Source organism: Thioclava sp. UBA3469 (assembly GCF_002378135.1).
In the GTDB taxonomy this organism is placed as follows: domain Bacteria; phylum Pseudomonadota; class Alphaproteobacteria; order Rhodobacterales; family Rhodobacteraceae; genus Thioclava; species Thioclava sediminum.
The window spans coordinates 522-12,813 of record NZ_DFRG01000162.1 but is presented as its reverse complement, the minus strand read 5'-3'; the positions used below and the strand labels follow the sequence as shown (position 1 = coordinate 12,813).

Annotated in this window: 11 protein-coding genes, 1 pseudogene and 1 riboswitch; of the genes and pseudogenes, 3 read left to right on the top strand and 9 right to left on the bottom strand. The window is 65.1% G+C overall.

What is annotated here, in order from left to right; translation table 11 throughout:
* Positions 1 to 177: riboswitch (cobalamin riboswitch) on the bottom strand.
* Between the two features lie 29 nt (positions 178 to 206).
* From B3D39_RS12430 to B3D39_RS12415, 4 genes are all read right to left on the bottom strand, one after another.
* Positions 207 to 1,253 carry a DUF475 domain-containing protein gene (locus tag B3D39_RS12430; RefSeq protein ID WP_274962505.1) on the bottom strand — a complete coding sequence of 349 codons (1,047 nt, stop codon included), beginning with the start codon at positions 1,251 to 1,253 and terminating at the stop codon, positions 207 to 209.
* A 113-nt stretch (positions 1,254 to 1,366) separates the two neighbouring features.
* Complete coding sequence (locus tag B3D39_RS12425) at positions 1,367 to 1,792, bottom strand: DUF1499 domain-containing protein (RefSeq protein WP_274962504.1); 426 nt, start codon at positions 1,790 to 1,792, stop codon at positions 1,367 to 1,369.
* A complete protein-coding gene (speB, locus tag B3D39_RS12420) occupies positions 1,789 to 2,760 on the bottom strand; it encodes an agmatinase (RefSeq protein ID WP_274962503.1) in 972 nt (323 codons plus the stop codon). Before speB ends, B3D39_RS12425 begins: the two co-directional genes overlap by 4 nt.
* 282 nt (positions 2,761 to 3,042) lie before the next feature.
* A complete protein-coding gene (locus B3D39_RS12415) occupies positions 3,043 to 4,053 on the bottom strand; it encodes an SLAC1 anion channel family protein (protein ID WP_274962502.1) in 1,011 nt (336 codons plus the stop codon).
* A 324-nt stretch (positions 4,054 to 4,377) separates the two neighbouring features.
* Between B3D39_RS12415 and B3D39_RS12410 the strand changes: the two genes are divergently transcribed.
* The gene (locus B3D39_RS12410) at positions 4,378 to 4,857 is read left to right on the top strand and encodes an RrF2 family transcriptional regulator (RefSeq protein WP_286789742.1); all 480 of its coding nucleotides are present in this window, start codon (positions 4,378 to 4,380) and stop codon (positions 4,855 to 4,857) included.
* A gap of 557 nt (positions 4,858 to 5,414) precedes the next feature.
* Positions 5,415 to 5,774 (top strand): TfoX/Sxy family DNA transformation protein, encoded by a 360-nt coding sequence (locus B3D39_RS12405; RefSeq protein ID WP_274962501.1) that lies wholly within the window; start codon positions 5,415 to 5,417, stop codon positions 5,772 to 5,774.
* 1 nt (position 5,775) lies between these two features.
* On the opposite strand, the gene ndk is transcribed toward B3D39_RS12405, so the two are convergent.
* A complete protein-coding gene (gene ndk, locus B3D39_RS12400) occupies positions 5,776 to 6,198 on the bottom strand; it encodes a nucleoside-diphosphate kinase (RefSeq protein WP_078520946.1) in 423 nt (140 codons plus the stop codon).
* 274 nt (positions 6,199 to 6,472) lie between these two features.
* Between ndk and B3D39_RS12395 the strand changes: the two genes are divergently transcribed.
* A complete protein-coding gene (locus tag B3D39_RS12395) occupies positions 6,473 to 8,326 on the top strand; it encodes an ABC-F family ATP-binding cassette domain-containing protein (RefSeq protein WP_274962500.1) in 1,854 nt (617 codons plus the stop codon).
* Between the two features lie 84 nt (positions 8,327 to 8,410).
* Here B3D39_RS12395 and B3D39_RS12390 read toward each other — a convergent pair whose 3' ends face one another.
* The 4 genes and pseudogenes from B3D39_RS12390 to B3D39_RS12375 form a co-directional block, all read right to left on the bottom strand.
* A complete protein-coding gene (locus tag B3D39_RS12390) occupies positions 8,411 to 9,877 on the bottom strand; it encodes a carboxypeptidase M32 (protein ID WP_274962499.1) in 1,467 nt (488 codons plus the stop codon).
* Positions 9,874 to 11,028 carry a heme A synthase gene (ctaA, locus tag B3D39_RS12385; protein ID WP_274962498.1) on the bottom strand — a complete coding sequence of 385 codons (1,155 nt, stop codon included), beginning with the start codon at positions 11,026 to 11,028 and terminating at the stop codon, positions 9,874 to 9,876. The genes B3D39_RS12390 and ctaA overlap by 4 nt, the downstream gene beginning before the upstream one ends.
* A 144-nt stretch (positions 11,029 to 11,172) precedes the next feature.
* Positions 11,173 to 11,853 carry an FAD-binding oxidoreductase gene (locus B3D39_RS12380; protein WP_274962497.1) on the bottom strand — a complete coding sequence of 227 codons (681 nt, stop codon included), beginning with the start codon at positions 11,851 to 11,853 and terminating at the stop codon, positions 11,173 to 11,175.
* A gap of 138 nt (positions 11,854 to 11,991) precedes the next feature.
* Positions 11,992 to 12,292, bottom strand: a pseudogene (locus B3D39_RS12375) (hypothetical protein); the annotation flags it as partial.

Sequence of the window (12,292 nt, the reverse complement as noted above, 5' to 3'; positions counted from 1 at the left end):
GGCAGGTCTCCTGGCTCGCGGGTCTTGGTTTCGGCTGGCCTTCCCGGGTCGCCCCAGTGGCTCAGTCAGCCGTCACTCGCCGCTCACAGTTGCGGGGGCAGCCCCGGAATGAATGCACGCATCGCACCGGGTTCCCTTTTCATCCGCCAAGGCGGAACCGAAGTGCCCCTGCTGTGCCGCGCGCGCCGCAGTCTGTCAAGAAAATTTCAACTCTCGACGGCGGCTCTGCTGCGCTTGTTGAAACGGATCGAGGACAGCAGCGCCAGCCCGATCAGCCCGGCCCCGATCAGCCCGGTAATCACCTCGGGCACTTCGACCAATGTCTGCGCGAACATGACGACCGAGAGGATCAGGATCGACCAGAAGGCGCCGTTCTCGAGATAGCGGAATTCGCTGAGCGTGTTGCGCTCCACCAGCATCAGGGTCATCGAGCGCACATACATCGCGCCGATCCCCAGACCGATCGCGATCAGGAACAGGTTCTGGGTCAGCGCGAAGGCCCCGATCACCCCGTCGAAGCTGAAGGACGCGTCGAGCACTTCGAGATAGAGGAACGCGCCGAGGCCCGCCTTGGCCGTCTCGGCGGCGAGATTCGTCCGGTCGAGCACGTGGCTCAGCACTTCGACCCCGAGGAAGGTCGCAAGCCCGCAGATGGAGGCGAACATGAACTCGTCCTCGCGCCCTTCCGGCAAGATCCAGGTGAAGGCCAGAATGACGATCAGCACGAGGCCGATCTCGAGCCCGCGGATCGAGGCGAGCGCGCGCAACCGGCGCTCCAACGCTCGGATCCAGTCGACCTCCTTGCCCTCGTCGATGAAATAGGTGAGCGCGACCATCATCAGGAAGGCCCCGCCGAAGCCCGCGATCGACAGATGCGCGTCCTCGATGATCTCGGCATATTCCGCCGGATGTTTCGCGGCCAGTTGCACCGCCTCCCATGGTCCGATCCCGGCGGCGATCACGACGATCAGCAGCGGGAACAGGATACGCATCCCGAAGACCGCGATCAGAATACCCCAGGTAAGGAAACGACGCTGCCATTTCGGCGTCATCTGGTGCAGCTTGTTGGCGTTGACGATGGCGTTGTCGAAGCTCAGCGAGATTTCCAGCACGGCGAGCACCGCCGTTATCATCAGGAAAGAGACCGCGCCGCCAAGCCCGCCGGTCTGGGCAAATCCCAGCGCGAACGACCCGACCAGCCCCGCGATAGTGACGGCGATGGCCCAGGAGAAATAACGGTACATGGTGGTCATGCTGGCTCCGGCTGCATGGAGCCTCACTTAGGCTCCGCCCCCTCTCTTCGCAAGGGAGCGCGCCGTCAGAGTTGATCGCTGTGACCCGGTGGGCGCGCCTCGGATCAGACCCGCTACAGCCCCGCCTCGTCGAGCCAGCCCATGATCCGGGCCTTGTTCACGCCGAGGTCGGATCTGCCGTAGACGAGATGGCCGCGGATTTGCAGCGTGTTGCCCTCGACCCAAAGCGTGGTGACGTCGGGAAAGCCGAAGAAGGCGGAGCGGGTGACATAGGCCACGTGCCCCTCATCGACGCTGCCGGCCACCCGCTTCGTGCGCGCGGTGGCGCGGATGATCTTGTCGAGCGCGGCCACCTGCACCAGCGGGTCGGAGACCTCGCGGGCCGCCTGAAACCCGCCCGTCTCGGGATGATCGCCGGGCGCTTTCGCCAGACCTTCGACCTTGTAGCGCGCAGGATCGATCGGGGCGAAGCGCACCCAGCCATCGGCCAAGGCCACCGCGGCCAGCCCGAGCGCGAGGATCGTCACGGCCCGGTTCATGCCGCGCCCTCCCGCAGCCCCCAACCGGCCAGCGCGATCAGCTCGGTCGCGACATGGGCGCCCGCGATGGCCGTCACGCCGGTCGGATCGTAGGGAGGAGAGACCTCGACCACATCGCCGCCGATCAGGTTGATGCCCTTCAGCCCGCGCAACAGCTCTGCCGCCTGCCAGCTGGCCAGACCGCCCCAGACCGGCGTGCCGGTGCCGGGCGCGAAGGCCGGGTCGAGCCCGTCGATGTCGAAGGTGATGTAACAGGGCTTGTCGCCCACGACCGCGCGGATGCGTTCCAGCGTGGCCTCGACGCCCTCGCGATGCACGGAAGGCGCATCCACGATCGTCACGCCCAGCGTATCGGGATTGTCGGTGCGGATACCGACCGAGACGGTATTCTCGGCCTTCACGACGCCCGACTTGATCGCCTTGTAGAGGAACGTGCCGTGGTCGATCCGGTCCATATCGTCATCGGCCCAGGTGTCGGAATGGGCGTCGAACTGAACGAGCGCGATCTCCCCATGTTTGGCAGCCGCTGCACGCAGGATCGGCAGGGTGATAAAGTGATCGCCGCCCAGCGTGATCGGCACGACGCCCGCCCCGAAGATCGTACCCAGATGCGCCTCGATCCGGCCCGGCACTTCCGGCACATTGGCATAGTCGAAGGGCATGTCACCGTAATCGACGATGGCGAGTTCTGAGAACGGGTCATAGCCCCAGCCATAGGGCGCGTCGAACGCCTGCAGCGTCGAGGCTTCGCGGATCGCCCGCGGCCCGAAGCGCGTGCCGGGGCGGTTCGTCACCGCCTGATCGAAGGGGATGCCGGTCACGGCAATCTGCGCGCCCGCGAGGTCCTTCGTATAGCGCCGCCGCAGGAAGCTGGTGGCCCCGCCGAAAGTGTTCTCGAAGCTCAGGCCACGTGCCTCTGCCCGCGTAAAAGCCTGATCCACTTGGGTTTTCGCATCTTCCAGAGCCATGATCGCCCCTCCTTTTCGCCCGCGAAATCTGCGCTCGCCCTCGCGGGAGGTCAAGCTGCCGCGCGAGGGGATGAGGGGCGCGTCTGACTTCCAGCGCTTGGGCATAGCTCCGCCCGGGGCGACGAGCCCCGGGCAGCGCCCGCCCTCCCAGCGACTTCGTGTGACCGAAACGTGGGAGGGTATGCGAGATAAAGCGCAGACCTCTAATTAAGCTGCGTCCACCCGAGGTCGGGCGCCGCCCTCGTGCAAAGACAAACGTTCATCCCCTCGGGGCGCGCCTCCTCACTCCGGCTGGCAAATCTCTCCGTGCAGGATCGCAAGCCCCGTACGCCAGACGAGCCCCACGATCACCACGGCAAGGATCGCGAGGAACGCCACCGCCATGCGCAGATGCGGCTCGGAATGGGCGTATTCGGCATGGAGGAAGGTCGCGATGGTCAGCGCCGCGATTGGGAAGCTCAGCGCCCAGAAGCTCATCGCGAAGGGCAGCCGCAGGATGCGTGGCAGCTGCACCGCGACGAGCGCCGCAAAGACATAGGCCAGCGACAAAAGGATATGCGCGAAGGGATCGACGCCCTGTCCGACCCCGGCCCCGGGCACGATCTGCTCGCCGGTCAGGCGCAGCCACGCGATGAAGGCCACCGCGGGCGGCGCGATCAGGATCACCAGCGTCGGCTGCAGCTTGCTCGGCAGGGGATCGTGGAAGATCAGACGGTTGAACACCAGCGTCAACAACACGAGCCAAAACAGCATCCCGGCCGAGAAGAACAGCCAGCTGATCTCGATGAAACCAAGCTGCGCGCCCGCCACTGGCACGATCACATTGCCCACCGCCGGGATGAACCATGCCGGGTTCAGCTGCCCGTGTTTGAAACTGCGCGTCCCGATCCAGTTGGTCACGACCGCGAGTGTCATGATCCCCTGCAGAGTCGTACCCGCCAGCCACAGCAGGAGCGCAAGCGAGGTCGAGACCGTCAGCGCCCCGGTCGCCAGCAGCAACAGCGAGATCGCGACGGTCGGGAAGAAGGCCAGCCGGATCGGGTGATGCCATTCCGCGCTCACAGCTTGCGGGTGCCGCGCGGCCTTGGCGAGATAGAAGACCGAGATCAGCACGAAGACCACGCCGGTCACCGCGAAACTCACCTGATAGGGCAACGGCCCGAGCCCGAGCGGCTTGGCCGCCGCGCGCAGCGCCAGCGTGAAGCCCCCGAGCCCCATCGTCGTCGCATAGAAGGTGATCGGAAAATGCTCGAGCCGACTATGCGCGGCACTCGTTTCAGCCAGACTGCTCATCTTGCCCTCCCGGTGGCCATCGCCGCGCGGGGCCGAACGGCCCACAACGCGACGGATCAGATCACCCGCGCCGCGCCGGACCAATCCGCGCGACGGGGCCACACCTCTCATTTACTCACGCATCCGTGTGTGAGGAGTCTGACAAATGGACGCATTCGCCGCGCCGGGTGCTGCGCGCGTCTAAGTCCCGCGCATATTGCCTCCGGCGGATCCCCGCTTGCGCCAGACCCGCTCTGTGACGAAAATTTTCAAGGAACGTGACATAGGTCAAACCTGCGAGGTAAACTTACCTATATCACCGCTTCGTGAGCTGGAGGAGTTGCGATGCGTCTGACCACACGAACCAATCTCGCGATGCGCGTGCTGATGTTCTGCGCGGTCAATCCGCATCGCACCGTGCGCAAACACGAGATCGCGGAGGCCTGTAACGCGTCCGAGAACCATCTCGCGCAGGTCATCAACACGCTCGCACGCGAGAATTTCATCACCACCCTGGGCGGTCGCGCTGGCGGGATGCAACTCGCCCGCCCGCCCGAAGAGATCGGCGTGGGCAAAGTGCTGCGCGCCTTCGAGGCCGCCCTGCCCTTCGCGGAATGTTTCGATACCGAGACCAACACCTGCCCGCTGCGCGACGCCTGTCTGTTCCGCGATGCGCTGAGTGATGCGCTCGAGGCCTTTTACGGGACGCTGGACCGCAAGACGCTCGCCGATCTGGTCGACAACAACACTGCGCTAGAGGCGATGCTCAGCCTGCCCGGCCTGCAGCCGCTGTCGATCTGCGCAACCGCACGCGCCGCGGAATAACCGCCGCGACATGACGCTCCGGTAGGTCCATATTTCTGACGCATTGCCGTGCGCAGCAGCGCTTTCGTGGCGCCAACGTCACAGTTTCATGACACCCGCTCACGGCAAAGAGATCAAAATTCAGTTTCGCTTGACCCCCCCTTTTCCCGGCGAGAGCCTGTGTCTACTTGTCGCAGCAACGGGAAGACCCCGCTAAACGCGACTCATCACAAGGCTTAGGTCATGCAACAGCAATCGGGCACTCAATCAGGCCAGCAACAGCAAGGCGGCACGAACCGTCCTGGCCAGCAACAAGGCCAAACGGGCAATACGACCCAACAGAACGGCACCGTATTCGACGACTGGGCGTCCATCTGACGCCATTTCTCGCGTCGCGATGATAGCGGCGCTGGCAGGCTCCGCAACCGGCATCTTCATTCACTGCCGGTTTTCGCGCCGCCTCCCATTCGGTCTCTCCTTCGCGCTGCTCTTGCGTGGCGCGAAGTCCGCTCTCAAACTGTCCCGACGCCAGCCCGCGCGATACTGATACAGCGCGCCCCGAAGGACCGTCCGGCACGATGAGCACCTCTCTCACATCCATCAAGGGGATCGGCCCCGCCACCGCCGAAGGTTTCATGCGCGCCGGGATCACCTCGGCCGAGGAACTGCGCGAGATCGGCGCGGACGCCGCCTATACCGCGTGGATCGAGGTCGGCAACCCCGCCCATTTCATCGGCTATTACGCGCTGCACATGGCGCTGCAGGGGCGCCCGTGGAACGATTGCCGCGGCGCCGAGAAGGCCGAATTCCGCAAGAAATTCGATGCACTTAAGGCGCGGATCGCGGCGAGCGACAGCAGCACCCAATCCGCAAAAGAGAAGGGCCGCGCCCGGCTGGACGCGGCCCTCTCGGAAATTGGTCTGATCGCGAAACGCTAGATCAGCCGACGATCTCGAGACCCGAGAAGAAGAACGAGATTTCTTCCGCAGCGGTTTCCGGAGCGTCGGAGCCGTGCACCGAGTTCTCGCCCACGGAGAGCGCGTATTCCTTGCGGATGGTACCCTCGTCGGCTTCCGCCGGGTTGGTCGCGCCCATCACTTCGCGGTTCTTGGCGATCGCGCCTTCACCCTCGAGCACCTGAACGACGACCGGCTCGGAGGCCATGAACTCGCACAGTTCGCCGTAGAAGGGGCGCTCTTTGTGGACTTCGTAGAACTTGCCGGCCTGATCCATGGTCAGCTGGATGCGCTTCTGCGCGACGATGCGCAGACCCGCTTCCTCGAACTTGGCGTTGATCTTGCCGGTGAGGTTGCGCTTGGTCGCGTCGGGTTTGATGATGCTCAGCGTGCGTTCGATGGCCATGTGTGACCCTTTCCTTGTGGTTCGTGGCCGGTATCCGGTCCGAAATATCTGCCGCGCCTGCTACCATGCAGGGGAAGCCTTGAAAAGCCCTCATGGGCGGGGCTGCGGCGACTCTAGATTGGGTTTGTGACCGTTTGGTCAAGGCCGATCGGCAGGTCGTTGCGCGGGTTTGCGCCCGCAGATGCCTCCGGCGGGGATATTTTTGCCAAGCCGAAGGGGCCGCAGCGCGCAGCAGCGATTGACTGTTGCCCGCCCCTGCGCCAAGTCAGGCCCCATGTTGCGCATCTCCGATATCTCCTTTTCGATCGACGGCCGTCCGCTCTTTGCGAACGCCTCCGCCACCATCCCCGAAGGCCACAAGGTCGGCCTCGTCGGCCCCAACGGCGCGGGCAAGACGACACTGTTCCGGCTGATCCGGGGCGAGCTGACGCTGGATGGCGGCGAGATCGGCCTGCCCTCGCGCGCACGCGTCGGCGGCGTGGCTCAGGAAGTGCCGTCCTCGTCGACCTCGCTGCTCGATACGGTGCTGGCCGCCGACGAGGAACGCGCGAGCCTTCTGGCCGAGGCAGAGACGGCGACCGACGCGCATCGCATCGCCGAGGTGCAGACGCGGCTGGTCGATATCGACGCGTGGTCGGGCGAGGCGCGGGCGAGCGCCATCCTGAAAGGCCTCGGCTTCGACATGGAGGCGCAAAAGCGCCCCTGCTCGGATTTCTCCGGCGGCTGGCGGATGCGCGTGGCGCTGGCGGGCGTGCTCTTCGCGCAGCCCGATCTGCTGCTCTTGGACGAACCGACGAACTATCTCGATCTCGAAGGCGCGCTCTGGCTGGAAAGCTACCTGATGCGCTACCCGCATACGGTGATCGTGATCTCCCACGACCGCGATCTTCTGAACCGCGCCGTGGGCTCGATCCTGCATCTCGAGGATCGGCAACTCACGCTTTATCAAGGCGGCTACGACACGTTTGCGCGCACCCGCCGGCTGCGCCGCGAGGCGCAGGCCGCCCAAGCCAAGAAGCAGGAGGCCCGTCGCGCCCATCTGCAAGGCTTCGTGGATCGCTTCCGCGCGCAGGCCACCAAGGCCAAGCAGGCGCAGGCGCGCGTCAAGATGCTCGAGAAGATGGAGCCGATCACCGCGCCTGAAGAAGCGGCGAAACAGGTCTTCACCTTCCCCGCGCCGGAACAGCTCTCCCCGCCGATCATCGCGATGGAAGGTGCCGCCGTGGGCTATGGCGGGCCCGCGATCCTCAAGCAGCTCAACCTGCGCATCGATCAGGACGACCGGATCGCGCTGCTGGGCCGGAACGGCGAGGGGAAATCCACTCTTTCCAAGCTCTTGGCGGACAAACTTCAGGTGATGGACGGCAAGATCACGCGCTCGTCCAAGCTGCGGATCGGCTATTTCGCGCAGCATCAGGTCGACGAGCTGGACCTGAAAGAGACGCCGCTCACCCATCTCAAGCGCGAGCGCCCCGACGAGCATCCCGCCAAGCTGCGCGCGCGGCTTGCAGGCTTCGGCCTCGGCGCGGATCAGGCGGAGACGGCGGTGGGCAAGCTCTCGGGCGGGCAGAAGGCGCGGCTGTCGCTGTTGCTGGCGACGCTCGATGCGCCACACCTCTTGATCCTCGACGAGCCGACGAACCACCTCGATATCGAGAGCCGCGAGGCGCTGGTGACCGCGCTCACCGAATATTCCGGCGCGGTGATCCTTGTCAGCCACGACATGCACCTGCTGGGGCTGGTGGCCGACCGGCTCTGGCTGGTCAAAGGCGGCGCGGTCGCGCCCTATCAGGGCGATCTGGAAAGCTACCGCGCGGAGTTGCTGGCACCACCGCCCGAGGACAAGCCCGCGAAATCGGCCGCTCCGAAAGCCGCGAAACCGTCGCGCTGTGCGATGACCACCATGAAGCGCGAGGTCCGCGACTGCGAGGCCCGGGTCGAGAAGCTGAGCGACATGCTCGAGAAACTCGACGCGAAACTCGCCGATCCCACGCTCTACGAGCCTGAAAAAGCCCGAGATCTCGCGATCTGGCAGGCCAAGCACACCGAGGCGACCAAGGCGATGGAGAAGGCCGAGGCGCTCTGGATGGCGGCGCTGGAGAAACTCGAGACCGCCGAGCAGGACTGAGATCAATGAAGGGGCCGCGCGCCCCTTCTTCTCGATCCAAATATCCCCGCCGGAGGCACCTGCCCCCTCAACCAGCGCGGCGCATCACAGCTTGTAGATCCCCTCGAATTTCCGCGTCAGATAAGCCAGCAGCGGCGTCTCGGTCGGCTCGAACCCGCAGGCGTTCTGGATCGTCTCGCGCGGGGTGCGCAACCCGCCGTGGACGCGCAGGTTCTCGTCGAGCCATTGCTTGGCCGGGCTCGCATCGCCCTCGGCCAATGCCGCGTCGATGCCGGGCGTGACCGCGCGCATCGCCTCGTCGAGACAGCCCGCATAGACATTGCCCAGAGCGTAGGTCGGGAAATAGCCGAACAGTCCCACCGACCAATGCACATCCTGCAGGAAGCCCTGGCTGGGCTTGCTGACCTTCACGCCGAAATCCTGCTCGAAACGGGCATTCCACGCCTCTTCGAGATCGGCGACCTCCAGCTTGCCCGAGATCAGGTCGCGCTCCAGATCGAAGCGCAGCATGATGTGAAGATTGTAGTTCAGCTCGTCCGATTCCGTGCGGATGAAGCCCATATCGACGCGGTTGACCAGCGCGTGGAAGGCCTCCGTATCCATGCCGAGATCACCGAACGCATCGGTCATGCGCTGATGCAGCCAGCCGGTGAACGGGGCCGAGCGGCCGAGCTGGTTCTCGTAGATCCGGCTCTGGCTCTCATGCACGCCCATCGAGACGCCATGGCCCAGCGGCGTGAAGCGATAGGCCGGGTTGATCGCCTGCTCGTAGGTCGCGTGGCCGACCTCGTGGATCGTCGAGTAGATATTGCCGAACGGGTCGGATTCAGAGATCCGGGTGGTAATGCGCGCATCGTCGCCGCCGCCCGAGGAGAACGGGTGAACCGACATGTCGAGCCGCCCGCGCGTCCAGTCATAGCCGAAGGCGGAGGCGCATTTGCGCGCGAGCCGCAGTTGCGCGTTCTCGGGGAAGACCTTGTCGAAGGGCTGCGGCAAGACCTCCGAGCCCAGCACCCGGTCGCGCAGTTCCACCAGCGGGCCGCGCATCCGGTCGAAGACCGTGGCGATTTCCTTCGACGTCGCGCCCGGCTCATAGTCGTCGAGCAGCGCATCGTAGAGATTGCCCTCGGACAGGCATTCGGCCTCTTCACGCTTGAGACGCACAACCTCTTCCAGCGTCGGCAGGAAGGCGGAGGCATCCTCATTGGCGCGGGCTTCCGCCCAGATGCCCTGAGACAGCGAGGTCAGACGCGCCATCTCGGTCGCAAGGCGTGCCGGGATGCGGGTCGCGCGGTTGTAGCTGCGCCCCACCAGATCGAGGACGCGCGCGCTGACCGCGTCATCGGCCTCGGCGCGGGCCAGCCAGTCCTCGATGCGCGGATCGGTGCGGCGCGCATGCAGCACCGATTCCAGCGCGGCGGATTCTTCGGCGCGCTGATCGGCAGCGCCGCGCGGCATCATCACCTCTTGGTCCCAGCTTAGCAGCCCGGCGATATTGCCCAGCGCTTCGGTTTCGCGCTGATGCGCGAGCAGGTCCTGATAGGCGCTCATACGCGGCCCTCCCGGATGGAACGAACAAGGGGGAAGCGCGCCATGTGACGCGCACGGATCACGAGGACCCAGGTGATGATAGCACCGAATTGGTGGATGAGACCCAGCCACCAGTAATTCACCAGCTCAAGCGCGGTGGTGATGCCCAGCACCATCTGGAAGAAGATCATCGCCGCCATCAGCGCGAAGGCTTCCTTGGTGCGCGGATGGGCCGAGCTGCGCGCGCGCCATGCGGCGTAAAGGCCGGAGGCGAAGACGAGATAGCCGACCATGCGGTGCATGAATTGCACCAGTGCCGGATTCTCGAAGAAGTTACGCCACAGCGGCGTGTAATCGAAGCTCTCCGACGGCAGGAACTGCCCGTTCATCGAGGGCCATGTCGGGAAGGCGAGCCCTGCGTCGATCCCCGCCGTGAGTGCGCCGAGGATGATCTGCACGAACACGAGCCCGATCAGCACCGAGCCGATCCGGGTCAGGCGCGGCTCGGCCAGACGGCGGGCCTGCAACAGCGCCGATTCCGGGCGCGAGAGCTGCAGCGCGAACCACGAGATCAGGCCGAGGATGATGAAGGCGAGGCCGAGGTGCGTGGCCAGCCGGTAGGAGGCCACGGACGTCATCCGCCCCACGAGGCCCGAGGACACCATCCACCAGCCGATCGCGCCCTGCAGACCGCCCAATATCCCGAGGCTGAACAGTCGCCCTGTCCATCCCGTCGGGATTTTCTTGGTCAGCCAGAAGCCGATGAAGCCGATGAACCAGACCATGCCGATCAGGCGGCCTAGCTGCCGATGGCCCCATTCCCACCAGAAGATGCCCTTGAACTCGGACACGGTCATGTTGGGGTTCATGTATTTGAACTGCGGGCTCTCTTTGTAATGGGTGAATTCCGCCTGCCAGTCGGCATCGCTCATCGGCGGGATCGCCCCCGAGATCGGATCCCAGCGCGTGATCGACAGCCCGCTATCGGTGAGGCGCGTGGCCCCGCCCACGGCGATCATCGCCACGACCAGCGTGAACAGCACGAACAGCCACATCCGGATCGCCCGGCGCGCGCCGCGGGGCTTTGCGTCGATCATGCCGCCCTTGGGTTCGGCCCGCGTGGTGGTGCCCTCCGATCCAACTTCCTCGAAGATGCTGCGTTTCTCGCTCATGCGTGCGGACCCCCGGCTTGTCTGTCGCCTGTTCTTGGCAGAAATTTGCGCGAGGGCAAACTAGGCCGCCCCCTCACCGGGGGCAAGGGGGCGGGAAGGCGCAGGGCGCGCGGTCGGGGACCACTTAGACGTGATCGGACAGCCTCAGTCGAAATCCTCGCGAATGATGCGATCTTCCTCGACGCCAAGCTCCTTCAGCGTGGCCTCGATCTCATCGACCATCTTGTCGGGGCCGCAGATGTAGAACTTGCCGCTCTCCTTCTCGACGTAGGGCGCGAGGAAGCCGCGATCGACATACATCGAAACGACGCCCTTGCCGGGATCGTCCTGATCGGTGACGGTCCAGACGGTCTCCAGACCCTCCATCGCCTCGAACTCGTCGCGCAGGATGATGTCGGCTTCGGTCTTGTTCGAGAAGATCAGACGACAGCCCTCCAGCGTGCCTTCGCGGGCCAGACGCGCGCGCAGGATCGAGACGAAAGGCGTCACCCCTGCCCCGCCTGCGATGAAAGTGCCGGGGCCTTCGTCCTTGATCGCGCCCCACGGATCGGAGACTTCCACCGCCTCGCCGGGCTGGAGCGTCGCGATCTGCTCGGTCACGCCATCATGGTCGGGATAGCTCTTGATGACGAATTCAAGCGTGTCGCCATCTAGCGAATTGGTGAAGGTGAACGGACGCTGCTCGTCGGTCCAGCCCTCGCGGGTCAGGTTCAGATCGACCGCCTGACCGGGCGCGAAGTCGAACCCCTCGGGGCGCGGGAAGACGAGGTGGTGCGTGTCATGGGTGACGGGGGAAATGCTTTGCAATTCGAGACGGGTGCTCATGGCGGGCTCCTTTCGTTGAAGAGCGAACGCGAGGCTTTGTGCAGGCGTTCCCACCCGACTGGGCGGATCGCAAAGAAAAGGGCCGCGCGAGGGAATGTCGCGCGGCCCTTGGCGTTTCTACGGATGCAGCGGTTCGGATCAGAAGCCCAGCGCCGCACGGATCTGATCGACCACACCTTCGACGAGTTGGGGATTGTCGCGCGCGCTTTGCACCGCTGTGCGCAATTGCTCCTTCGTCGCTTCGGGCAGCTCGGAGGTGTCGACGATATCCATCACCCGATCCGCGTCGAACCCTTCCACTGTCAGCGCCTTCGCCGCGCTCATCACGCCCTGCGCCGGCACCGGCTTTTGCGTGTCGCCACCGCTCGCGGTACCTGCGGGGGCCGCCGACTGTGCGGCATTGGTCGCAGCGGCTGCGGCGTCGGCGGCGGCATTGGCG